Below are 25249 nucleotides of genomic sequence, written 5' to 3' on the forward strand. Positions count from 1 at the left end.
GACACGGAGCAATGTCGAACGAGCGGTGTCCGCTTTAGCGCCGGCCTTTTGACTTCGAGCCGAGCAGATCATGCGTGCCGCTGATGCTCACGGTTCCGGAGCACTCGAAACCGCCGAAAATTCCGCAGGAGCCGGTGACCGTAACGCGCAGGTCTTTGCGCTGGTACATGTCGACCGAAATGCCCACGCGCGAAAAGTCGTTCGCGCTGTTCGGCAGGATCAGATCGATGTGCTCTGCGGCCCATTGCGGTATATGCTTGTTGCTCTTCCAGAACAGCTCATTGCCGGCGTGGTGCACGAAGTTCGGCCCGACCGTAAGCGCGCCGTCCACGCCCTCGAACACGAAGCCCGTTTCGTCGATGTGCACGTTCACCCGATCAGGTGCCACGGCGAAATGCAGCGAGGTGATGTCCTGGGGCTGCGGGTCCTTCCCGAATTGCGAGCTGTAGGCGTCGCTCCATTGTCCGCGGTCGCGTCCGAGCCCGAAGCCGTGGCGGCCCGGGAGATCCCGCGTTGAGAGCGGCCTGTCCGACAGCTTTGGGCGCCAGATCTCCCGAAACCCCTTGCCGATCGTTGCCGCCATCGACAGATCGAGGGCCCAATGCGACGCTTTCTCCGGGCTTTGTCCTTCGGCGAAGGCGTCGAATCCGTCCGTCGTCTTGGCAATGCGCAGCTTCTTGATCAGCTCTTCCCAGTCCTTGGGCAGGAAGGTGACGCCGTCGAGCGTGGTCGTCGCGGCAGCGACGCCATACTTCTCGAGTTGGTGTCGGATGTAGGGCTTCTCGTCATAAAGGCGCACATCGGGGTTGGGGCCGGCAAAGTAATTCTTCAAATCGATCTGCGGCCGCAGCATGGTCAGTCGCGCCGCGATCTTCCGGTAAGTGTCGGTCGTCGTCGGATCAGTCGTCGTCATGGAACGCCCTCCGAGGCAATCCTCGCCTCGGATTGGTCTCACCCGAACGGGTTCGGGTTCAATGCCGGCTCGTTCGATGAAGCTGCCGCCCGGCCCAGGTCATTCGAATTCCTGTCGCGCCAGCGCAGTGACCGTTTGAACCTGCCGACCGGAAACGGCGACCACCATCCGTGGGGTAGTGCGAACAACGAGGACGATCAAATGTCACTGCGGAGCAGGGTGTTGGACGTACTCAATGGCCCGGCGGTCGCACGCATTCGTTTCCGATTTCCGATCCGCGGCAGCCACGTGACGATTGCACCGCAAACGTTCCATCACGTCGCCCGTGCGATCCGGTTGGGGCGGGTCACCGTCAGACCTCCGACGGATCTCGCGGCAGGCGTTGCTGCTCAATATAACGATGTCGCGAGAACCAGGGCGGACGGCACGGCGGTTGCGGCGAACACGCTGGAGGTCGTGTCGGCAGCGGGGCGGATGGACGAGGCCTATATCGTCCATGAGAGCCTGCATGCAGCCTACGATCTGTTGCGTACCGGCCTTGACGCCAATGCCGAAGAGGCGTCCGCGTATGTCTGCACGGCGCTCTATTGCCGCATGACTGGCCTCCCGCGGCCGCGCTGGGCCAACGGCCCGATTTACGCCAATGCCGCCGAGGTCGCCAAAACGTTGCTGTCGCAATACCAAAAGGGTGATCCTGGAATTCCCTGGGTCGGCGAGAGTGAATGGCGGATGCTGCGCACCGGTGTAGGTTTTCATCCGGTCTATACCAGCGGACCCGCGGGTATTCTCACTGGATGGCTGCTCGGCCAACAGTACACCCACGATGGTTGAGTGCTGGGGACCGCGTCCGCTTCAGGAAATGGCAGAGCTTCGAGCTCTTTTCCGCCACTCCCTCCATCGTGGTCGATGCACTTGAGCGCGTCACGCGACCAGCAGGCCCAGCTTGCCGACCATCGCAAGCGAGCGTTGAACGCTTTCTCGCGTTGACAGCAATAACGGCTCGGCAGCCTTCCCGGCACTATCCTTCTGGTCTACCTGGATGGTCGGGCCGAATTTTTCGGCCATTTCGGCCGTGATCTGGTCGATGGTCCGCGCTCCGTCGAGCAATTGCAGGAAATCCCTGGTCCGGTCGTCCTCCAACTGCACCGTTTGGTGGAGGAGGTTGGTGACGAGCGGACCTGTCTGCGCTTGTCTTCGCGCGAGCAGGCTCGCCTGCGGATGCTCGGTAGCTTCCTTCAACAAAAAGGGACGCGACAGCAGGAACGAAACCTCGCCGCTGCAAGCCAGGATAAACATCGCCTCAGTCAACACCTTTTGGTCATCATCTGCCTGCCGGTCGCCCAGCAGCGCGCGGGCCCCATCGAGCAGCTCGTCAAATGATAATGCTCGCGGCCAGGCCCGGCCGAGACATAGATACGCAGCCTTCAAGAGCGGATTGGTTACCGTGACCCTGCTGCCGTCCTGGTTCTCGAATTCCATCGCGGAATCGTCGATCACGCAGGCGTCGGGGTCGACCGGGTTGATCGTGCTCAGCAAATGGAATCTTGTGACGAAATCGAGGTCGATCTGGCGGGATAGCGAAATGCTGTCGTGGCAGAGCAAGGTGCGCCGAAAGCCGTTGCCGTCGATAAAGTCCTGATATTGATCGCGCGCCATGAACTCGCTCTCCGGGAAGCGCTGCAGCGTTGCGCGAACCTCCTCGGAATAGCCGGCAAGATAGCGTCGTGAAAAATCAGCGTCGCCCAGATATTGCAAGCCATGGCAGCTTGCGTCCTCGGCGACCTCATGCAGCAGGAAGGCCTCGGCGCCATCATCGAGATCGTCGTGAAATAAAAGCTCGTCGGGGGACTTGAGGACACGGTTGTACTGGTCGCGCATAATTGCGCCGTGCACCGAGTTGGCCTTCGAGCCGTCGCTCAGGAACTTCAGGATCGCGCGGGCCTGTCCTACCTTCTCCTTCATGCCCGTGAGGCGGCGGGTGTGATACCGCATCATGTCGCGGACCATGTCGCGAAGATGCGAGAACGGGTGCGCGTTGTAGCTGACGTAGCAGACCCCGCGCGGAGCCAGGTTCTGCTTGAAGATTATCATCATCTTCTCGCGCACCGCCGGCGGCACCCAGGAATACACGCCGTGTGCGATGATGTAGTCGAACTCCCCGAAGCCTGCGTCGACATTCATGATGTCGCAATGGAGGAGCTTGATGTTGCTCAGGCCCAATGTGGCGATATTTCGCTGGCCGCGCTCGATCGTCACGCCGCTCAGGTCGACACCGACGAATTCGCTGCTTGGATATTGAAAGGCCATCGGCAACAGGTTGCCGCCAACGCCGCAGCCAAGCTCCAGCACCCGGCAACGCTCGATCGGCGCTGACTGCATGCCGTAAACGGCAGCAATGGTAGCAAGATGGTTCGGATGAGTGAGCCCGTAGACGTGGCCGGGGTAGTAGACCTCGTCGTATGGCGTGGGACCAGTGTTCGGGTGGCGATGCTCGGTTTGAATGTTCATCGTCCTCAATTCCACGAATATGCGAACTTGTCGTTCTCGATCGAGACCCGCGCTTGCTTGATTTCTTCCTTGGCAAGCGACTTGCTGAGGAACTCGCGCGACAGCTCCGGGAGCAGGGTGTTGGTGATGATGTTGTCAATCATTCGCCCACCGGAATCCGGGTCGTTGCAACGTGACACAATGTGCTCCACGACCGCGTCATCGTAGTCGAAGGACGCGTTATGATTGTCGCGGAGGCGTCGTCCGATCCGGTCGAGCTGTAACCGAACTATCCCGGCGAGCATCTCGTCGGATAGCGGGAAGTACGGTATCGAGACGATGCGTCCGAGCAGCGCTGCGGGAAACACCTTCAGCAGTTCCGGCCTCAGCAACTTGGCGAGCTCTTCCGGCTCGCTGCGATACCGTGGATCGCGCGAGAGGCCCATGATCAGATCGGTGCCGACGTTGGTGGTAAGGATGATCAAGGTGTTCTTGAAGTCGATCCGCCGCCCGTTGCCGTCCTCCATGGTTCCCTTGTCGAACACCTGAAAGAAGATCTCGTGGACGTCGGGATGAGCCTTCTCCACCTCGTCGAGCAGGATGACGCTGTAGGGCTTGCGCCGGACGGCCTCGGTGAGGCGTCCACCTTCGCCATAGCCGACATAGCCGGGAGGTGCACCCTTCAAGGTCGAGACGGTGTGCGCTTCTTGGAACTCCGACATGTTGATCGTGATCATGTTCTGCTCGCCGCCGTAAAGGGTCTCGGCAAGCGCCAGGGCGGTTTCAGTCTTGCCCACGCCGGATGGACCAGCCAGCATGAACACGCCGATCGGCTTCGACGGGTTGTCCAGTTTGGCGCGGCTGGTCTCGATTCGCTTGGCGATCATCGTCAGCCCATGAGACTGTCCGACGACGCGGCGGTTGAGGATCTCCGGTAGCTTCAGCACGGTTTCGATCTCGTCGCGCACCATCCGGCCGACCGGGATGCCAGTCCAGTCAGAGACAACGGACGCTACCGACTGCTGGTCGACATGGGCGTAGACCATCCGCTTTTCCGGATTGATGCGCTCAAGCGTGTCGAACTTGCCGCGCAGCTCCGCGCGCCTGGCAGCCGTATCGTCGCCTTCCTTGGGTTCGGACAGGATCTCTCGAATGCTGCGGATGTCCTTGACGAGCTCCTGCTCTGCGGCCCAATCGGCTTCGAGGTTCGTCAGCTTGACCTTCAGTGCCGCGATGTCGTTGTCGATCACTACGATGCGCTCGTCGTCCTCGATCCCAAGATCGCTGTCGCTGACGAGTGCCGATCTCTCAGCTTCACGGGCGGTAATCGCAACGCGTGCATCCTCGATCAGGGCCGGAGTCGCGCTCTGGCTGATCGCCACGCGCGCCGAGGCGGTGTCAAGCAGGCTGACCGCCTTGTCCGGCAACTGTCGTGAAGGAATGTAGCGGTGGGACAGGTTGACCGCTGCGACGATCGCGGCATCCGAGATGCGAACGCCGTGGTGCTTTTCCATCGGACCGAGAAGTCCGCGCAGCATGATGCAGCAGGTCTCCACTTCCGGTTCATGGATCTGGATCGGCTGGAAGCGTCGTGTGAGCGCGGGGTCTTTCTCGATATACTGGCGATATTCCGCCCATGTGGTGGCGGCAATCGTGCGCAGCGTGCCACGGGCGAGGGGAGGTTTCAGGAGATTGGCCGCATCACCGGTGCCGGCCGCGCCGCCGGCGCCGATCAATGTGTGGGCTTCATCGATGAACAGGATGATGGGGGTGGGTGAGCTCTGGACCTCGTCGATCACCGAGCGCAAGCGCTGCTCAAACTCACCCTTCATGGAAGCACCGGCCTGCATCAGGCCGATGTCGAGCGCACAAAGCCTTACACCGCGGAGCGGTGGCGGCACGTCGCCGGCGGCGATACGCTGCGCGAAGCCCTCGACAACTGCGGTCTTGCCGACGCCAGCCTCGCCGGTGAGGATTGGATTGTTCTGCCGCCGTCGCATCAACACGTCGATCAGTTGGCGGATTTCTTCGTCCCGGCCAAGGATCGGATCCATCTCACCCGATTTGGCCTTGGCGGTGAGATCCTGGGAGAACCGGTCGAGCGGCGTCGTCCCCTTGGGACCGGCTTGAGCCGCGCCTTCCGTGCCTGCGCCGACCAGGCCCGAACCGTCCATCGGCCGCATGGTTTCCTCGTCGGAGCCGGCCCAGACGTTGCGGCGCTCCGCGGCGAGTGCGTCGACGTTGACCTTGGCGAATTCCTGCGAGAGGTTGTTCAGCGTGCGACGAATATCGTTCGATTTCAGGCCCGCCACGAGCAGATGACCGGTGCGGATCTGGGTCTCGCCAAAGAAGAGCGTGGCATAATGCCAGCCCCGATCGAGCAGGTCGATGACCGGATTGGCGACGCCCGGCATGTCGGTTTCGTTCTTACGAAAGCCATTGATCACGCCGGCAAGGTCCGACAACAAGCGCGCCCGGTCGAGCTTGTAATGATCGACCGAGAGGCTGAGATCGTTGCGTTCCTGCTGCAGGATATGAAATAGCCAGTGCGCTAGCTCGACGTTGCGATTGCCGGCGCTCTTTGCGTGGCGCAGGGCCTGTATGAAGGCGTCATAGCCGGCCCGGTTCAGCTTGCCCGTTACAGCCTCAATGCTGATGTCGGTCACGGCGGATCCTCCTGCTTAATCGATCCGCGGATGCCTGGCATCAAGCGGAAATTTCATCGAATCCCATAGCTTTAGGCAATCGGCGCTACGGATAGGTTCAAATCGACGGGGCATCGGCTGTGGCGGCCCGACGGGCGCCCAAGCGCTCACTGAGCTGAAAGCGGGCATCGCGGCGATATTCTTCCGTGGAAGTCCAGTTCGGCGAGACCCAGGTGGTCCATCCAAGTCGTCCGCTCTGTCCGAGCCTGACCGGGACGACCTCTCCCGCCGGAATGGCGAGCTCCACCTCCCATTCCAATTCGTCGCCGATATAGAGGAACATGGCGTCCGCCAGAGGCTCCGACAAGTTGCGCGCTTCGGTCGGCAAGAACTGTTCGTACTGGGTGAAATTCTTGACAAAGACTCGCACCCTGATCTTGTCCTCGACGCTGAATACGCGTGAGCCCAGAAGAGCGTCCCGGCCGAGCCCGGCATGGGTTCCGCCGAGCCGGCTGCAATGACTTGGGTCGAATGACAGCCAAGTGCCGACAAATTCGTCGATCTCGACTTTGACGTCGAACAGCCCCTGCAGGAACCGCGTCAACCGTGACGCACACTTCGCTCTGGGGGAGATCAGTCCGGCAAAGCTGAGCTTCGCCATGTCCGGTACGGTGTCTCGATCAGCGAAAACGTCGGAGCCGAGGCCGGCGAAGGAGCCGACATAGGCGATGAAGCGATCATCCGCCGGGCGGTCGTGCTGAGCGATCGGCCGCGCATCGGCCCAAGCGCGAAAGAAGAGTTGCAGAAAGCGTCCGTTGAGCAGATCGAGAAAGCGCGGGAAGGCGTCATCCCGCATCAGCCACCAACTGAGGCTTTCGTCGGTGGTGGCAAGCGGCAGCGCGCCCTGCGGCCCCAGGAGACCGAGAAATTTGACGAGTATCCTGAGCCGGCCGCCCGGGTCGTCGACGGCCGCAAGGTTGGAGGCGGGGAACTCCAGATAAGGCACTTGGCCGAGGTCGATATACTCCTCGCGGCGTGCAGCACTGTCACCGATCCGCGGTCGATCCGAGTTGGCACGCTCGAGCTGACGCAGCGTATTGAAGAAATCGAACCGCCAGGGCTCCGCCTTCATCTGGTCGATCAGCGTCATAGAGGTCTCCGCGTGCCCATGCGCGGCGGCCAACGCATGATCTCGCCGCGCTCCGGCGTCGAGACGACCGTCTGTGTGAAGGTATTGAAGCCCGAATAGTCGGCGAAGAAGCGCTCCAGCACGGCTCCGAGCAAGAACACGCCGCTGCCCTCGAATGCCTTCTCGTCGAGCGTGATGGTAATCTCCAGACCGCGCGCTGCGCCGCTGCCGGTGCGCTCGCGCACCCGCCGTACGACGGGTCGGCTTTCTATGCTGCGCACGCCGCGGATCTTGCGTTCCGTGGCGTCGTCGAACTGGTCGGCGAACAAGGACAGCATTTCGCGCAGGGCTCCGGCATTCTTGCCGCCACCGCGCTCGACGAGGCCAAGATAGTTCAGGCTCAGCATGTTGATCAGCCGCCAGCTGACGATTCCGCTGTTCGCGATCTCGCTGCGGCTGCGCATCTGGGTCACGATCGGTTCGCGTGGTCGGGTGGGACCAGCGACGCACATCAGATCAAGGGAAGTATCGTCCAGCAGGCGGAAGTCGGCGCCGCCCTGGCCGACCGGCAAGTGTTCCGTGAGATGCCGGTTGGAGCACAACGCCCGGACGCTGAGTTCGGCGACCGCGCCTTCGCCGCTAAGTTCACCGGGCTCCAGCAGAGACAGGAACATGTCCGTCCCGGTGTAGTCCGAGGATGCACCATACGTCTTTTCTCCCACTGTGCGGCGCCGGGGCAACCGTCGAACGGTGAAATAAAGCCCCTCGACCGATCCGCTGGTCCGGTCGACGGCGGCCGAATACAGCGGGCGCACCGGCCGCTTGTCCTTGTCGGCCGGAAAGTGCGCGTAGACTTCGAGCACCTGGTGCGGTTCGTATTCCAGATAGCGGCTGCGATCGGGCACCACATGGTACTCGTGCGTATTCGACTTGACGGGGATGCGATCGCTCGTCTTCTCGAACAGGTTGATCGCCGGCGCGGTATAGAGCCTGAAGGTATCGGGACGCACCGCGGCGGCAAGCCGTGAATTGTGTTCATCGAAAGCGAAGACGATATCGATCGATTTGCTGCGCAGCCGTGGCATCACGCTGCGAAGTCCCGTCAGGTTGAAGCCGAGGAATTTGCGTGGAAACATGAAATATTCCCGCAGCAGCTCCGAGCCGCGAAAGACCCGGTTGTCGTTGGGAAACAGCGACTCGTTCTCGTCGAAACCAATCTGCTGCACGCAGTCATGGGGCGCACGAGTCACCACCGGATCGCCGAAATCATCGAGATGCCGGAAGTAGACGCCCCTGCAGTTCGAGATCAATTGCTCGTAAAGCGCAATGGCGTCGGATTCCGCGCCTGAAAGGTAGATCGGAAGTTCGCTCGTGCGGCAGCCTGCAAACCAGGTTTCCGGCTTGGCCCTAGCCTCTGCGTCCGGCAGCTCCTCATCGAGCCGGGCCGCGGTACGGTGGGTCAACGACAGCCTGAGCCCGGCGATGACGTCGCCGCCGACGGGAATCCCGAGCGCCTGCAGCGCGCCTGCCGTCGAGAAGTATTCGGCGCCAGCGACGTCAAATGGCCAAAGAGCGATATCGCGACAAAGTCGAAATCGGCAGGAAAGACTTCGTTCTCTCTCGCGATAGGTGGCATCGAAATAGGCGCCGCGCGCGATCTTCTTGCCATCGCGTAGCGCTGGGTCGGCATAGGGGGGGCGTGCCGTGACCAGCATGGCCGACGGAGTCGGGGCAAGGTAATTCGGAACGAGTTGCTCGAGCAGGTTTGCAGTGAATTCCGGGAATTCGTGCTTGAGCTTGAGCTGAACGCGAGCGGCGAGAAACGCGGCACCTTCCAGCAATCCTGTGATCATGGGATCCGAGCGATCCCGGATCAGCCCACCGAGGCGTTCTGCGATGCCGGGATACTCCTCGGCGAAATCCCCGGCCTGCTCGTAGAGCAGTGACAGTTCACGATTGTAAAAATCCAGGAATTCGCGATTCATGCTAAAGTCGGTTGATCTGGATATCGCCGCTGTCGAGGTCGACGTCGGCGACGAACTCCACGGGGACGTTGAGCGGCTCGGCCTTCAGGTCGGCGTGAACGATGAAGCGCAGCTTGAGTTGCTCGGGGCCGACCGAGCCGTCGCGCCGGACCCGGATGGTGTTGCGATCGAGCCTCGGTTCATAAGTCGTGAGCGTCGCGCGCAATGCGTCGGTGAGCTCGTCGTCGGCGACCTCGTCGATCGAACGGTGGGCAATATCAGGGAAGCCGAAGTTCAGGATTGAGGTTCGGACGCAATCGCGGCCGTTCAGATCCAGGGTCGACTCAAGGGCAATGGTATTGAGGAGCGTTTCGAGGTCATGGGAGACCTCGCGCCGGAGCAACGTTTCCGAGATTGGAAATCGGCCCGCGCTCCTGCGCCCTGCAATGACCCGCTCGCCAGACTCATCGCGTAGATTGAGCTTCTTGCGTGCGTCGCGCGCTTCATGGGCTGAGCGAAATGCCAGCATCAATGGGGGAGAGAGCCGATCCTTCTTTGGTGCAATGGTCATTCACGGTCCCCATGACGCCCAATTCGCGTGCAATCCCGGGGGCGCTCGTTGGCGTCCGACTTGACGTCGCCCAGCAGGCTTTCGGGCCCGCAACCGGGCCGGACGAGAGGTGCGATCAAAATCGCACCGCTTGGCGCCGGTTCGCAACCGGCGCCAGGCGAGGGGCCGACAATCAGGCCCATTCCTTGTTGGCAGGAACATCCCAGCCAAAGGTGGGCGAAGCTCCGGCGCCACCCTTCTCCGTCTGGGTCTTGTAGATCATCTTGACCTTCGCGAAGTTCAGACTCACGTTTTCGGTAAGGCGATCTTCACCGTGCGATCCGCCTGTCGATACGCTAGTGACGAGAACCTGCTTCATCTCGATCTTGAGATATTCCAGTGGGTTTTCGCCGGCCTTGCGAACCGTCAGGATCGCGCTGTCGATATGCTTGCCGTTTGCGCAGACCTTGAAAAGTTCCGGCGTGGCTTTGTCAACGAAGTGCGTGAAGTGAAGATCCTGCACGCTGACCTTGCCGGCGCCGCCGCCCGATCCGCTGTGGAAGGTACCGGTCTGGCTCTCGCCAAACGACCAGCTCAAAATATCGATTTCGTCTTTGTGCTTGTCGTCCAGCGACTCGCCCTTGATCGGATCGAGTTTCAGGAAGATGTCGACAGCCATAGCATGGTCCTCTCAAATTTCTGTGTGTACGGTTGCGATGCTGCAGCGTCAGGAGCTGGGTCCTGGCAGGCGTGAAACCAGACTGAGGCCGACATCCATCGCTTCCAATTGAAAGTGCGGACGAAGAAAGAAGCGCGCGTTGTAATATCCCGGGTTCTCCTCGTTTGCTATGACCTCTACCTTCGCAGCGGCCAGCGGCTTGCGCGCTTTCTGAGCTTCTGACGATAGGGCTGGGTTGGCATCAACGTACTCGTTGATCCAGGTTTGTAGCCAGACCGTCAGCTCATCCTTCTCCTTCATGGATCCGATCTTGTCGCGAACCATGCACTTCAGATAGTGCGCAAAGCGAGACACTGCGAACATGTAGGGCAGACGTGACGACAGGTTGTCGGACGCGGTTGCATCCACGCCCTTCTCGCCGAAATACTTCTTCGGCTTGTAAAGCGACTGGGCGCCGATGAAGGCGGCCTTGTCGGTGTTCTTGCGATGGATCAGCGGGATGAGGCCCGCCTTTGCGAGTTCGTGCTCGCGGCGATCGCTGATGGCGATCTCGGTCGGGCACTTCAGATCGACGCCACCGTCGTCGGTCGGGAATGTGTGCGTCGGCAGATTGATGACCTCGCCGCCGGATTGCACACCGCGGATGCGCGTGCACCAGCCGAACTCCTTGAAGGCGCGGTTGATGTTGACCGCCATCGCATAGGCGGCGTTGATCCAGCCGTATTTGTCGCCGGTGTGCCCGTCTGTCTCCTCCTCGAAGGCGAACTCCTCCACGGGCTCCGATTTCGCGCCGTAGGGGAGGCGACCCAACGCGCGCGGCATGCACAGGCCGAGATAACGCGAGTCGTCCTGGTCGCGCAGTCCCTTCCATGCGGCATATTCCGGCGTGTCGAACACCTTGCCGATATCGCGAGGGTTGGACAATTCGGTCCACGAGTCCATTCCCATCAGCGTCGGCTCGGCGCCGCTGAAGAAGGGGGCGTGTGCGGCGCCGGCGATCTTGCTGAGATCGCGCAGCAACTGTACGTCGGTGGGGAGGTGGCTGAAATAGTAGTCGCCGATAAGGCAGCCGAACGGCTCGCCGCCCAACTGGCCGAACTCGTATTCGTAGATCTGCTTGAACAACGGACTCTGGTCCCAGCGCGCATCGGGGTAAAGCCGCAGATTGCGATACAGCTCGTTCTTCGAGACGTTCATTACCCGGATCTTGAGGTTGGCGTCGGTCTCCGAGTTGAAGACGAGGTAGTGGAGGCCCCGCCAGGTACTTTCGATCGCCTGGAATTCGGGTGCGTGAATGATCTCGTTCATCTGCGCGGTCAGCTTCTGGTCGATCCGCGCGATCATCTCCTCGATAGTGTCGAGCACGTCCGACTTGATGACGCTCGAGTCCTTCAACGCCTCTTGAACGAGCGTCGATACCGCGTTGTCGACCTCGGTCGCTGCGCGTTCGGTGCGCGGTTTGAAGCTTTGCTTCAGCAGAGTGGCAAACTCGTCAGCTTCGACGGTCTTGACCTGGGTGGTGCTCTCTTTGTGAACAGCTTCTTTTGCCATGGTCCCCGTTCCTTCCTTAGCTCTCGGTGCCAGGTTCGGTCGACTGGCTGATCGCGCGTTCCCGAAGCGCTGCCATCAGTTGAGGATCGGCCAGAAGCTTTTTCAGCTGGTCCTCGGCGGCTACCTTGCCATCCATGTAGCGCAGCAGGTTGGCAAGTTGTTCGCGCGCCTCGAGCAGCTTGGCTGTAGCCGGCACCTGGCGGGCGACGGCCACGGGAGTGAAGTCGGCCATCTTGTTGAAGCGCAGATTGACCGAAAGTTTTTCGTCTGATCCGTCGCTGAGACGATTGGTGACGCGCGCCGTCACGCCGGGCTGGATCGCCGCCATGCGGCTGTCGAAATTGTCCATGTCGAACTCGAGGAATTTGCGCTCCTCGACCTTCGTCTTCTCGACGCCGGGGTTATTGCCGGAAAGGTCAGAGAGGACGCCCATGACGAACGGCAGCTCGATCAGCCGCTCGGCGTCGTAAGGATCTTCGTATGTGATGTGCACGCGTGGTGCGCGGTTTCGACGAATGAATTTTTGACCGCTATCTGTAGCCATGGTTCCCTCACTACGAAATCGCTTCAGACGTCGAATTGCGCGACGCAGATTGGCTAGGGCGCTTCAAGTTGCTGCGGTCGGCAAACATCCTTGTGTCCATTTAGTGCCCTCGAGCGAAAGCTGGGTTCAATGCGATCTGTCGATTGTTTTAAGGGCTCCCTCAGGAAGAACATCATCCAAAAGGCTGAGAAAATCTCGTTGCGCGAGGTCGCGCGCGCGATCTGCCAAAAAGGGGATGGGGCTGGACGGCTCTGCGGTTCGGAAAAACGACGCCACCTTGGTCAGGAGGCCCAAGGCTTGCGCTCTGCTTTCCACTGAAAATACAATATCTTGAGTGTTGTTCTCGGCCGTCGATGAAAGCGACGTGGCGAGTTCCGCCATCCGTTCGATCGGCAGGTCGAAGACTTTGTCGCGCCCGATGTTGATCACAGCGCTCTCCACGTGCGCAGGCACCAGCATCCGCATGACTTCAATAAATGACTTGCCGACCATCTCCTGCGCTTGACGCACCAGCAACAGTGCCGGGTTGGATGGTTCCATTCGGGCAAAATAGTCTGCCGCCGCTGCAAGCGCTGCAGATGCCTGTGCGGATGAAGTCACCACCCCGGTCGTGTCTGACGGCGCCTGTGTATCGACAGGACCGACATCTTCCGCAGTTTCGGCGATCGCGGCCGGATCGCGCAACGCGACAAGACCCGCAAGCCAGGCAGCCATGCCGTTAACCAAGCCAGAGAGCCTGTCGAGGCTGATCGGTTGCCCCGCGTTCAACTTTTCGTGCCAGGTTTGCTTGATACCCGCGATTTCAGCAGCGACCGCGGAGCACCGCCCGCTGGTTGCCTTGAGAGTGTCGAGATCTGTCTCGCTGACGATGCGCTCGATGGCCGCCAGATCAGGCCCGTCGGCGTCGGCGTCGCCGGCGGGAATTTCTCCCTGGGCGATTTGATAGGCACGGTAGTTGAGGTTGCCGTGTCTGCGGTTCTCGATCAGTGGAAGGAACTGGAGCGGGTTGATCACGGTCGGGAATACGTCGATTGCCTCGACTGTGACGGCGCGAAGTGCGTAGTCGCCGTCCTCGCCCTTCGGATGCACCGCTTCCCACCGCTCGCGCAGCAGCAGGTTGGTCGCCTTCAGGCAGCAGAGAAAGCCGTCGAGATCGCGGTTGAGGATTGAAAACTTGGCCAGCAGCAGGTTCAGGCGTAGATCGCGGGTACGCGCCAGAATGGGCTGCGCGGCGGCAAACTGGCCGGCAAAATCGACTGCCTTGGGATCGAAGCGTCCACGCTCCCCGTTGGCGTTGACGACCTCGAAGAACGACATCGGTAGCAGCGATTCCGCACCTGCGAAGAAGTTCAGATATTGGACGTCCCCGATGGCGTCGAGATCCGGCCCGCAGGGATCGTCAGCGGCAATGGGCTGCGTCAGGGAGGCGACATCAAGCATACGAGGACCGTCCATCTGCTCGTTCACGGCCGCGCTGCCGAGCCCGTGGCGACTAGGGGACCGCGCGGGGGCGCATGATCCGATTCTATACCTATGGGTCAGATGCCTGCCGACCTTGGTTCATTCCCGAAGATCATGCCATTTTCGCGTGAACCGGCAAGCTCTTGGAGCCGACTACTTGATGGCCCGGGGTGGTTCCTTGACGGCCGTTGTGGAACGTCAGGAAGCCCAGCCCTGGGGCGGGCTTGCCGGCACAGCCGGTGGCGCGCAGGATTTTCGTCGTTCTTGCATAGCGTCTGATCAGCTTTTTGCAGCGGGTCATTCGATCGAAGGAGGGAGTTTAAGCCCACATGGGCCAGCTTACTCAGGATACCCGCCTCTGCGAACTCAAGACGCCTCTTGGCAAGGACGTTTTGGTTTTTGCCGGATTCGAAGGCTCGGAAGGTCTCAGCGAACTGTTCGAGTATCGCATCGAGTGTCTCAGTGAGGATGCCGACCTCGACTTCGACCGCGCTATCGGTCAGCAGTGCACGCTGACCATAAAGCTGCATGAAAAGGAGCGCGAGTTCAGTGGCATTCTGACGGAGGCCCAGTGGCTCGGGGTGAAGAACGACTATTTCAGCTACCGGATCGTGCTGAGGCCCTGGTTATGGCTGTTGTCGCGGACCACCGATTGCCGGATCTTTCAGGACAAGAAGGCGCCCGACATCATCAAAGAGGTCTTCAACGAACGCGGCTTCACCGACTATGAATCCAAACTGACCGAAGAGGGTTCTTGTCCGAAGCTCGAATATTGCGTTCAGTACCGCGAGACCGACATGAACTTCGTGTGCCGGCTGATGGAGCAGCACGGCATCTACTACTTCTTCAAGCATGAGGGCGGCAAGCACACGCTGGTGTTGGCGGACTCCAAATCGTCGCACAGTCCGATCAATGGTCTTGCTACGATTCCCTACATCCCGCTGGCGGGTGCCGACCGGCGAGGCGAGCAGCACATCTATGAATGGGTATCGGAGCGACGGTTTCGTACCGGCAAGATCGAACTCAACGATTACAACTATCAGAAGCCCAACGCTCAGATGATCAGCGACGCCAAGGGCTCCGAGCAATACACTCGGTCGGAGATGGAGTTTTACGACTATCCCGGGAAGTTCAAGGAGAAATCCGACGGCGAGCGCTACGCGAAGATCCAGCTCCAGGCAGAGCAAGCGATGGATCGGCGCCGCCGCGGCAATGGCGACGCCGTCAACCTGTTCCCCGGTGGGCTGACGAAGCTCGAAAAGCACTCCAAGGACTCGCAGAACGTCGAATACCTCTTGGTGCGAGCTGTGCATTCGTTCTCGATCGAATCCTATCGCACCGGCGGTCCGAGCGACGCAGGGCAACACGTCTATTTCGGCAGCTACGAGTTCTTGCCGAGTGATCGGCCGTTTCGAGCGCTGATGATGACGCCGAAGCCAAGAATCAACGGTATCCAGACGGCCAAGGTGGTGACCAAAGACGATAATTCGAGCGAGGAAATCGACGTCGAGTCCCTGGGCGAAATCTATGTCCGCTTTTTCTGGGATCGGAAGAAGAAGCGGTCGTGCCGGTTGCGCGTGGCTCAGGTTTGGTCTGGCAAGCGCTGGGGCGGTCAGATCATCCCGCGCGTCGGACAGGAAGTCGTTATCGAATTCCTGGAGGGGGATCCGGACCGGCCCCTGGTGATCGGCACCGTGTACAACGACGAATACAAGCTGCCCTACGATCTGCCGTCGAAGAAGACGATTGCGGGATTGAAGTCGGACTCCACCAAGGGTGGCGGCGGCTTCAACGAGTGGAACTTCGAGGACAAGAAGGGATCCGAGAAGATCACGGTGCATGCCGAGAAGGACCACGACGTAACGGTCCGCGACACCGAGACACGTACCATCGGCGAAGCTGCATTTGGCGGCGACACGCGCAACACCACGCTCAAGAACGGCAATGATAAACTCGATATCCAGTTGGGTGGTCAGCACATCACTTTGGCCATGGACCAGTCTGTCAATGCAGGCATCAGCATCACGCTCATGGCCAATGCCAACATCACCCTACAGGTGGGTCCTAGTCAGATCATTCTGACCCCGGCGGGTATCGTCATCAACGCGCCGACGATCGCCATGACGGCGCAGGCCGGCATGGCGCTTGCTGCCGGTGGTCCGCTGGTCGCCCACGGCACTCCAACCCTTGTTGGTTGACGGTCATGGGACAAGTTCGGTTCGGTACGGTTCAGGATCTGTTTCAGGCCTATCCCTTGGCGCGCTATGATGTCGGCAAAGCCGACGCTGACAAGCCTTCGCTGGACTTCCTTCAGGAGGCCGCCGATGCGCGGAATTGGCACCCGGCCGTGTCTTACTGTGCCTATCTGCTTCCCAGGCGCGTAGCAGTTGCCTGGGGATGTCGCTCTCTGCGACTGATGTTCGACCATTTCGACGCCGGCGATACCAGGTCGCTGAATATTGTGGAGACCTGGGTCCGGCAACCGGACGAGCAGTCCCGGAACAAGGCGCTGGCTGTCGGCAATGCCAATGATCCTGAGCAGCCGGCGACATGGCTGGCGCTGGCGGCCGGCTGGTCCGGCGGAAGCGTGGTTCCCCCGGAATTTGCGCCCGTGGAAGCCAAGCCGGATCAGGCCGCGCGGGCGGTGCGTGCAGCACTGCTGATCGGCCTCTGCCGGCTCCCCCGTGACTCCCGGGACCGGATAATGACGTCATGCCTAGAGGATGGTATTCAATTGGCTCGCGGCGAACCGCGCCCTCCACGCTAATGAGACGATGTGATGGTGCTTCGCTTTAATATCGAGAACGAACCGAACCTTCCGGATGGCGGACCTGTGTCGTTTACGGTCACCGGCAGGCGTTCAGTCGATATTGGCCGGGACCGTCACCTCGACTGGACGCTGCCGGACCCGGCGCGGACGATTTCCGGAAAGCATTGCGAGGTGCACTTTCGCGACGGCGGCTATTGGCTGCACGACGTTTCGACCAACGGCACCTTTCTCAATGGTGCCGACCAGCGCATGCGGGGGCCGCACCGCTTGCGCGACGGTGACCGACTCACGATCGGCCACTACATCATCGGAGTTTCGCTCGAGAATGAGGCTGGCGGGCGCAGCCCAAGCCATGAGGCGCAACTGCGCGAACCCTCGGTCCAGCAGCATGCCGACTACGGAGAGCTTTGGGCAGCCGATCGTGACAGTCCGCCGCCGATCGATCCGCAACTGTTGAAGAAGCCACGCGAGGCTGCGCGGCCCGTCAATCCGGGGTTCCTGGATTGGGCGGCGAGCGTCCCGGCACCGGGTGTAGACCCGTTCCGACGGTCACGGCCGGCGTCTCCGTACCAACCGTCCGAGCAGGACGACGACATGAACTGGGCAGCCGGTCCAGCCAACGCGCCGAAACCGCAAGTCGAGCGTCCGCCCATCATGCCGACCCCACGCCGGCCGTCGGTATGGATCGATGATGAACCAGCCGCCGCCCAGCCGCCAGCATCGCCATCGCGCCCGGCGCAAGCGGCAGACGAGGACCATGTCACGGCCAAGCCAGTCGGCGGTACCGAGTTCGCGCGACTGGTGGCGCGCGCTGCAGGATTGCCGGACAATTTCTTTGCCAGCAAGTCCGATGCCGAACTCGCCGAACAGCTTGGCGTCATCTTGCGTATGACCGTGGATAATCTGATGGCGCTGCTGCAGGCGCGGACCCAAGCCAAGCAGCTGACCCGTAGCACCAGCCAAACCACCGTCCAAGCCCTCGAAAATAATCCGCTGAAGTTCTCGCCGACCTCGGAAGAAGCGATGCGCATTCTCTTTGGGCCGCCGACGCGCAGCTACCTCGACGCACAGCGCGCCTTTGCACAGGGCTTCAGTGATCTCAAGTCACATCAGTTGAAGACCTATATGGCGATGCAGCACGCTGTCCATGAGCTGATTGCGGGCATAGATCCGACGCTGATGGCGCGCGAGCTCGAACTTCAGCGTGGGGCAAGCTCCTGGCTTGGCACGAACAAGGGGAAACTCTGGGACGAGTTCTTGACGCGCTGGAAGGCGCATCTTGGCCGCGACAACAGCGCGCCGATCGAAACCTTTATGTTGCATTTTTCGGACTATTACGACCGCGGTGACAAGCCCGGTTCAAAGTAAACTATCGGCGACCACGCGGCTGCCGACAATTTCTAAGTGGATGTAGGAATGTCTTGGTACAGCAAAGTTTTCTGGTCGGAAGGTCTGTTTCTGCGGCCGCATCATCTGCAGCAGAACGACCGCTACATCGAACACTTGCTGGAAAAGCGCGTTCGCTACACGACACCATACCCGTGGGGCTTTGCCCAGCTGGAGATCGACAAGGATCTTACCGAACAGAGCAAGTTCGCGGTGCGCAATGCGTCCGGCGTCATGCCGGACGGTACGCCGTTCGATATCCCTGCGGACAGCCAAATTCCCGAAGCGATCGATGTGCCGGAGACGGCCGCAGGCCAGATCGTCTGGCTGATGATGCCGGTCGCGGCGCCAAACACCCGCGAGGTCGACGAGGATCGCGCCGACAGCGCCAGTCGGTATGTTCGTACTTCGGAAACCTTCATTGACTCGACCTCTGCGCTACGCATCGAGGAAGAGATCGACATCGCTTATCCGCGGATGTCGTTTGAACTGCGCAAGAGCAGCAAGCCCGGATACATGGGCCTCGGCATCGCGCGCATTCTCGAGGTGCGCGACAAGAACATCCTATTCGACGATAAATTCGTGCCGCCGATGCTGATCTGCGCCGCGCATCCGATCATCGATGGCTGGCTCAACCGCATCATCGGCTGGGTTGAGACTAAACTCGACGAGCTGGCACGTTACGCGGTCGATCCGTCATCCGGCGGTGGGTTGCAGAGCGTCGACTATCTGGTCCTGCAAGTGCTGAACCGTACCATTCCCGTCCTGACTCATTTCCAGCGCTCCGGCAGCGTGCACCCGGAGCGCCTGTACGAGGAATTGCTGAGATTCGCGGGTGAACTTGCGACATTTTCTACGGCGGAACGGCGGGCGCGCAACTATCCGGCTTACGATCACGACGATCTCGAGAACGTCTTCACACCCTTGGTGAGCGACATCCAGGACTTCTTGAGCGCGCGATTGGGCCGGCGGGCGATCCGCCTGGAGATCATCGAGCGCGCCCAGAATGCGTTCGTGTCGCCGATCCGCGATCGAGCGCTATTCCGAAATGCGACCCTGGTGCTGGAGGTTGCCGCACGGCGGCCGCTCGTGGAGATCCAGAACGATTTCCCGCACCTGTTCAAGGTCGGGCCGAACACCAAGATGAACGAGATCGTGCACGCAAACTTGCCGGGCCTGACCTTGGCGCATTTGCCGACGCCGCCGCCGCATATCCGGGCCATCACGGATCACGTCTATTTCTATCTCGACCGCAAGTCGCCGCTGTGGCCCGAGTTCAGCACGGCGGCCTCGATCGGAATGCATTTCTCCGGCGACTGGCCGGAGCTTGAGCTGTATCTTTGGGCCATCCTGGAAGACAGGCCATGAGCGACAGGGACAAGCCGGTTAATCCTTTCGGTCGGGGCGAACGGACGATCATCCGTCCCAACCCCGGCGGGAAGTTGCCGCCGGCGCCGACCTCTCACCCTCCGCCGGGCGAGGGGCCTGCGGCACGTCCAGGCTATTCGCCATCACCGGTACCCTCTCCCGGCGCGCCGGCGTCACCGCCATCGTTTTCTCCTGTCCCGCAGGGCTCGAACTACGCATCCGCACCGGCCAGCCATCCCGCCGAGGAATGGATATCGACACCCGCGCAAGCCCAGGCGCAGCAGCCCATGCTACCGCCAGGACCGCCATTGCGCGTCGACGATCTCGTCGCGCCAAATGCCAATCCAGTGATGCGCGCTGCGGGCCCGTTGCTGCAGCTGCTTGGTCGGTTGCGGGTGGCGCTCATGCGCGCGTCATTCGCAAGTTTGATGGAGCAGGTTGCAGACGCGATCAAGTTCTTCGAGAAGGACATCCGTTCCGCGGGCATATCCGAGCACCAGGCCAACACAGCGAAATACATCCTGTGTGCCACTGCCGACGATATCGTGCAGCACATCCCGACCGAGGAGCGCCACGTCTGGACGCAATATTCGATGCTGAGCCGGTTCTTCGGCGAGCGTATCGGCGGCGTCCGTTTTTTCGAAATTCTCGACCATTTGAAGGTTGATCCACTGGTCAACTATCCGGTCCTCGAACTTCAGCACGCCTGCCTTGCGCTTGGTTTTCAGGGCATTCACCGGACGTCAGCGGGCGGACTTGCGAACCTGCAGCTGATCCAGCGCAACCTCTATGAATTGCTGCGCCGGGTCCGGCCGAAGACGATGAGCGACCTGTCGCCCAACTGGCGCGGGCAGGCGCTGGCGGGGCGCCGGCAGCGTCTGCGTGTTCCGGTCTGGCTCGTCGCGGCTGTCGTCGCCGCGCTGCTGACCGGGTCCTATTTCGTCCTGCGGACGCTCCTCGCTGGTCGGGCAGAGAATGCTGCCGAGGTGGCGCTCGCGCTCCATCCGGCCGGCCCGATCGAGCTCAAGCGCCAGGTCGTTGCACCACCCCCGCCGCCGCCGCCTCCACCACCGCCGGATCGCATCACCCAGTTGCAACGCATCCGCAATGCGCTCGCGAAGGAGAACACCGCCTGTGCCATGACGGCGGACCAGACTCCGAGCTTCATCGTGATCAGGGTTTGCGATCTGGCCTTGTTTGCATCGGGCCAGGCGACCATCCTCGACGGTTTCAAGCCGATCGCACTCCGCGTCGCAGCAACCCTCGAGAAGGAGCCGGGACGGATCCGGGTCGTCGGCCATACCGACAGTTCGCCGATCCGCACAGTCCGCTTCCCGACAAATTTCGAGTTGTCGGTCGAGCGCGCCAAGGCGGTTGCCGCGGCACTGAAGCCTGGCTTGACCGATGGTTCGCGCGTCGACGTCGAGGGCAAAGGAGCAGATGCGCCAATCGCCAGCAACACGACACCCGAGGGACGCGCCAAGAACCGGCGCGTCGAGATCTTTATCGAACGCAGCGAATAGGCAGATACCGCCGGGTCAGGTGGTTTGCGACAGGTACGGTTAGATGCTTGCCAAGGACATTCTTCGCATCGTTCTCTACGGAGTAGGGCTCAGCTCGCTCGGAGCGGTGATCTATCTCGCCGGTCCCTTCATCGCGTTCGGCGACTGGCGGCCGCTGGAGAACCATATCGTCCGGCAGATCGCTATTCTGCTGCTCACCACGGTCGTGGCAGGCATCGTTGGCCTCAATCTGTTCAAGCGGCGCAAGAGTGCCAAGGAGATTGCCGATGGCATCGCTGGTGCGGACCAGCCTGTCAGCGATGAACCGGTGCTCAAGGAGCGCATGAAGGATGCGCTCGCGACGCTGAAGACCGCCAGCGGCAACAAGTCGGGCTATCTCTACGATCTGCCGTGGTACGTCATCATCGGTCCGCCCGGCGCCGGCAAGACCACGGCGCTGGTCAATTCCGGGCTCAAATTTCCGCTCGCGCGCGGGGCGACGCCCGCAGCGATCGCGGGGGTCGGCGGTACGCGCTACTGCGATTGGTGGTTTACCGAGGAGGCGGTGCTGATCGATACCGCCGGCCGCTACACCACCCAGGACTCCAACAGCAAGGCCGACAAGGACAGCTGGCTGGCATTCCTGGACATCCTGAAGAAAAGCCGGTCGCGTCAGCCGATCAACGGCGTCCTTGTCGCCATCAGCATCGAAGACATCCTGACGCTGCCGAAGCAGGAACTCGCACTTCACGCCGATGCCATCAGGATGCGCCTGCTCGAGTTGCATCAGAGGCTCAAGGTCAGCTTCCCGGTCTACGCGCTATTTACCAAAGCCGATCTCGTTGCCGGCTTCACCGAGTATTTCGCCTATCTCGGGGAGGCCGGCCGCCGCCAGGTCTGGGGTGCCACGTTCCAGACCGCAGACAAGACCCAGAATCTGGTGGGGCAGATCCCGGTCGAGTTCGACCGTCTGCTGGAGCGCCTGAGCGAGGAGACGCTCGACCGTCTGCAGGACGAGCCGACGCCCCAGCACCGCGTGCAATTGTTCGGCTTTCCGGCACAGATGGCGCGGCTCAAGCCCCAGATCCACGACTTCCTCAACCAGATCTTCGAGCCGACGCGCTATCACGTGAACGCGAACCTGCGCGGTTTCTACTTCACCTCGGGTACGCAGCAGGGCACGCCGATCGACCAATTGATCGGGTCGCTGGCACGTACGTTCGGCGCTGAGGAGGTCGGTTCCGGATCCTATTCGGGCACGGGCAAGAGCTTCTTCCTCGCCGACTTGATTTCCAAGGTCATCATCGGCGAGGCCGACTGGGTATCGACCGACCGTGCCGCGGTGCGCCGCGCGCTGATCCTGAAAACCGCGGCCCTGTCGTTGATCGGCCTGGTCTCGATCGGACTGATCGCAGCTTGGCTGATGAGCTACAAGCGGAACTCCGATTTGATCGAGCAAAGCCTGCAGGCGGATAGCGAGTATGCGGCCGCCGGCGCGCCACTTATCAAGCAGACGCTGATTGCCGATCATGATCTCGACAAGGTGCTGCCGCTACTCTACCGGCTGCGCAACGCCCCGGCAGGCTACGGATCGCGCGGCGAGTCGGTGCCTCTGTCGGCTCGCTACGGGCTCAGTCAGCACGCCCGGTTGCTGTCGCCTTCGAAGGCGGCCTATCATACGGCGCTTGAGCGCATGTTCCGGCCGCGCCTGCTGTATCGCCTCGAGGAGCAGCTCAATGCGCGCATCAACGAACCTGCCTTCGTCTACGAGGCGCTCAAGGTCTATCTGATGGTCGGCGGCCTGCAGTCGCCGGACCGCGAGCTGATCCGCTCCTGGATGCAACGTGACTGGGCGGACAACCTCTATCCTGGCGCCACCAACGCGGAAGGGCGGCGTCTGCTCGACGAGAACCTCGTGGCAATGTTCGACCTCGAGACCGAGCAGCAGCCGCTGGTCGAACTCGACGGCCGGTTGATCAAGCAGGCCCAGAGCTCCTTGGCGCGCCTGAGCGTGTCGCAACGTGCCTACGAGTTTCTGAAATCGGAGGCTCGCGCATCGACAGCTGGCGACTGGATCGCTAGCCGCCATGGCGGACCCGACATGGGTGTCGTGTTCGAAACCACGACGGGGCAGCCTTTGGACGCCGTGCGGGTACCTGAGTTCTTCACGTATAACGGCTTCCATCAGAAGTTCGTTGCCCGGCTGTCCGGATTGTCTGAGCGGATGAAGCGGGAGCGATGGGTTTTGGGTGATGCAGGCCAGCAGTCGGCCATCGACCAGCAGTACGACAATCTGGCCGGCGATCTGCTCAACATCTATTCCAACGATTTCGTGACGACCTGGCGAACGGCGCTCGGGAGCCTGCGCCTGAAGAAGTTGCTCGCCGACAAGCCGAAATACGAGGTGCTGCGGGCGCTTTCGGCGCCGACCTCGCCGATGCGGCAAATTCTGGAATCGGTGCGCGACGAGACGATGCTGACCAAGGAACGGGCGAAGCCGGCGAACGCTTCGGCGCCAGCTGCCGCACCGGCTCCGGCACTCTTCACGAATGCCCAGGATGGACCGCCTGGCGCGACGATCGAGGCACAGTTCAAACCTTACCACGCGGCGCTCGAAGGCGAGAGCACCCGCCGGCCGATCGACTCGACCGTCGCGAACCTGAACGACATCGCGCAGAACCTGACGTTGATCATCGAGAATCCCCAACTGACGGCACAGGCCACGGCTGCGCTTCAGACCCAGGTCGCAGCGCTTCGCAACAATGCCTCGCGCATGCCGCCGCCATTCTCCGACATGCTGCGCGCAGCAGCCGCGGAGTTCGAAGGCAGCATCGCAGCTTCAACCGCCGGGCAAATCCTGCAAACGTTGCGCGATCAGGTCACGCCGGTCTGCCAACAGACTGTGACCAACCGCTACCCGTTTGTCCGCAGCAGCGGCCAGGAAGTCCCGCTGGCGGATTTTGCCAAATTGTTCAGTCCGAATGGCGTTATGGACAAGTTCTTCACCCAGTACCTGGCACCTTATGCCGACACGTCGCGGTCGGACTGGGCTTGGCGCAAGGAGAGCCCCGTTGGTCGGTCGTTCTCGCCTGACACGCTCAAACAATTCCAGAATGCGGCTTATATCCGGGATGCGTTCTTCCAGACGGGCGGCGGTGTGCCCGCCGTTTCTTTCGCGATCCGGCCTCCTGGGGCACCGGGGCCAGGCGTGACCGTTAAGACCGAGATCGGCGGCACCACGATTGCGAGCCCAACCATTCCGGGACCGGCCACTTCGTCCTTGTTCGGCGGTCCGCAATCGACGCCACCGCCACCGCCACAGAGCAACTCGCCAACGACCGTCCTATGGCCGGGCCCAGCGCCGCGAACGGCAATTTCAGTCAGTAACGACACCGGCGCGCCATCCGTGCTTGAGCGCATTGGTCCCTGGTCGCTATTTCGGATGCTGGAGGCGGGGTCTTTGGTTGTGAAAGCGGAAACGGCCAGCGCGACTTTCATCGTCGCGGGGCGCGAGCTCAACTATCAAATTTCGACTGGGTCGTTGCGCAACCCGCTGAACCTGTCAGTGCTGCGCGAGTTTCGTTGCCCGACCGGGATATGACCATGCGTTGCGGGCTATTCGGCAAAATCGGCGCCAAGCGCGATTTCATTGCGATCGCGACCCCGCGCAGCTTCCTGGAAGCCTGGGAGCCGTGGGTACAGGCCGCGCTGTCAGCGAGTCGCCACCAGCTTGGCCCAGGATGGCAGCAGGCCTTTCTGACCGCTCCGGTCTGGCGGTTTTGGCTCGGCGCCGCGATCTGCGGCACGACAGTGGCGGGTGCGATCATGCCCTCGCTCGACGGGGTGGGGCGATACTATCCCTTGACCCTGCATGCGGTGACCGGCGAGGCCGCCTCGCTGCCGCCGCCGAGCGTTGATCCGCAGGACGAATGGTTCGGGCAAGTGGAGGCGTTCATGCTTTCGACCTTGGATCGGGCCGCAACCTTCGAGCAGATCTCCGAGGCATTGGATCGGCTTGCGGTGCCACGACTGCAGGAGACCATCGCTGGCGATCCGCCGATCACGTCGCTTGGTACTGCGACAATGGGAAGGGCTTCGGCGGTCGACGCCTTCGCGGGGTCGTTTGCAACACTTTGCGCCGCCAACCCACAGGTCTACGCCGCGGCTAGCTTCTGGTGGACCGCCGGAGGGGAAGGCTTTCCGCCAATGGCGCTGAGTTGCCGCGGATTACCAGATCCGTTTCACTACACCACGCTGCTGACCGGTGATCTCGGCCTCGCGGCATCCGGGAATGGATGAC

At 61.4% G+C, this 25249-nt stretch carries 18 protein-coding genes; 8 read left to right on the forward strand and 10 right to left on the reverse strand.

Annotation, left to right across the window (positions count from 1 at the left end; all coding sequences use genetic code 11):
* Positions 1–34: 34 nt before the first annotated feature.
* Complete coding sequence (locus ACKWRH_RS16510; protein WP_167770483.1) at positions 35–913, reverse strand: hypothetical protein; 879 nt, start codon at positions 911–913, stop codon at positions 35–37.
* A gap of 135 nt (positions 914–1048) precedes the next feature.
* On the opposite strand from ACKWRH_RS16510, the gene ACKWRH_RS16515 reads away from it, so the two are divergent.
* Positions 1049–1744 carry a hypothetical protein gene (locus ACKWRH_RS16515; RefSeq protein ID WP_445221434.1) on the forward strand — a complete coding sequence of 232 codons (696 nt, stop codon included), beginning with the start codon at positions 1049–1051 and terminating at the stop codon, positions 1742–1744.
* 90 nt (positions 1745–1834) lie between these two features.
* Here ACKWRH_RS16515 and ACKWRH_RS16520 read toward each other — a convergent pair whose 3' ends face one another.
* The 9 genes from ACKWRH_RS16520 to ACKWRH_RS16560 form a co-directional block, all read right to left on the reverse strand.
* A complete protein-coding gene (locus tag ACKWRH_RS16520; protein ID WP_445222417.1) occupies positions 1835–3421 on the reverse strand; it encodes a methyltransferase regulatory domain-containing protein in 1587 nt (528 codons plus the stop codon).
* Between the two features lie 5 nt (positions 3422–3426).
* Positions 3427–6066, reverse strand: a complete 2640-nt coding sequence (gene tssH / locus ACKWRH_RS16525) for a type VI secretion system ATPase TssH (RefSeq protein ID WP_445221435.1) — start codon at positions 6064–6066, stop codon at positions 3427–3429.
* Between the two features lie 97 nt (positions 6067–6163).
* Positions 6164–7228, reverse strand: a complete 1065-nt coding sequence (gene tssG, locus ACKWRH_RS16530; protein WP_445221436.1) for a type VI secretion system baseplate subunit TssG — start codon at positions 7226–7228, stop codon at positions 6164–6166.
* Positions 7192–9159: a type VI secretion system baseplate subunit TssF gene (gene tssF / locus ACKWRH_RS16535; RefSeq protein WP_445221437.1), complete on the reverse strand. Its 1968-nt coding sequence runs from the start codon at positions 9157–9159 to the stop codon at positions 7192–7194. Before tssF ends, tssG begins: the two co-directional genes overlap by 37 nt.
* A 1-nt stretch (position 9160) precedes the next feature.
* Positions 9161–9709 carry a type VI secretion system baseplate subunit TssE gene (gene tssE / locus ACKWRH_RS16540; RefSeq protein ID WP_282523567.1) on the reverse strand — a complete coding sequence of 183 codons (549 nt, stop codon included), beginning with the start codon at positions 9707–9709 and terminating at the stop codon, positions 9161–9163.
* A gap of 172 nt (positions 9710–9881) precedes the next feature.
* Entirely contained in the window at positions 9882–10367 is a 486-nt protein-coding gene (locus tag ACKWRH_RS16545; RefSeq protein ID WP_014493489.1) for an Hcp family type VI secretion system effector, read from the reverse strand.
* A gap of 48 nt (positions 10368–10415) precedes the next feature.
* Positions 10416–11918, reverse strand: a complete 1503-nt coding sequence (tssC, locus tag ACKWRH_RS16550; RefSeq protein ID WP_028150765.1) for a type VI secretion system contractile sheath large subunit — start codon at positions 11916–11918, stop codon at positions 10416–10418.
* 16 nt (positions 11919–11934) lie between these two features.
* Entirely contained in the window at positions 11935–12462 is a 528-nt protein-coding gene (gene tssB, locus ACKWRH_RS16555) for a type VI secretion system contractile sheath small subunit (protein ID WP_208088023.1), read from the reverse strand.
* Positions 12463–12588: 126 nt separating this feature from the next.
* Entirely contained in the window at positions 12589–13902 is a 1314-nt protein-coding gene (locus ACKWRH_RS16560) for a type VI secretion system protein TssA (RefSeq protein WP_445222418.1), read from the reverse strand.
* Positions 13903–14252: 350 nt separating this feature from the next.
* Here ACKWRH_RS16560 and ACKWRH_RS16565 point away from each other — a divergent pair, with 350 nt between their 5' ends.
* Genes ACKWRH_RS16565 through tagF form a run of 7 tightly spaced genes read left to right on the forward strand, consistent with a single transcriptional unit; the run spans position 14253 to position 25248 of the window.
* On the forward strand, positions 14253–16121 hold the full coding sequence (locus ACKWRH_RS16565; protein WP_445221438.1) for a type VI secretion system Vgr family protein: 1869 nt from the start codon (positions 14253–14255) through the stop codon (positions 16119–16121).
* Between the two features lie 5 nt (positions 16122–16126).
* Positions 16127–16690, forward strand: coding sequence for a DUF6931 family protein (locus ACKWRH_RS16570; RefSeq protein WP_445221439.1), 564 nt, complete (start codon positions 16127–16129; stop codon positions 16688–16690).
* Positions 16691–16702: 12 nt separating this feature from the next.
* Positions 16703–18061: a type VI secretion system-associated FHA domain protein TagH gene (gene tagH / locus ACKWRH_RS16575; protein ID WP_445222419.1), complete on the forward strand. Its 1359-nt coding sequence runs from the start codon at positions 16703–16705 to the stop codon at positions 18059–18061.
* Positions 18062–18109: 48 nt separating this feature from the next.
* Positions 18110–19447: a type VI secretion system baseplate subunit TssK gene (tssK, locus tag ACKWRH_RS16580; RefSeq protein WP_445221440.1), complete on the forward strand. Its 1338-nt coding sequence runs from the start codon at positions 18110–18112 to the stop codon at positions 19445–19447.
* Positions 19444–20970, forward strand: a complete 1527-nt coding sequence (gene tssL / locus ACKWRH_RS16585) for a type VI secretion system protein TssL, long form (RefSeq protein WP_445221441.1) — start codon at positions 19444–19446, stop codon at positions 20968–20970. The genes tssK and tssL overlap by 4 nt, the downstream gene beginning before the upstream one ends.
* Positions 20971–21013: 43 nt before the next feature.
* Complete coding sequence (gene tssM, locus ACKWRH_RS16590) at positions 21014–24550, forward strand: type VI secretion system membrane subunit TssM (protein ID WP_445221442.1); 3537 nt, start codon at positions 21014–21016, stop codon at positions 24548–24550.
* A complete protein-coding gene (tagF, locus tag ACKWRH_RS16595; protein ID WP_445222420.1) occupies positions 24547–25248 on the forward strand; it encodes a type VI secretion system-associated protein TagF in 702 nt (233 codons plus the stop codon). Before tssM ends, tagF begins: the two co-directional genes overlap by 4 nt.
* Position 25249: the final 1 nt, after the last annotated feature.

The organism is Bradyrhizobium sp. Pa8 (genome assembly GCF_052588265.1).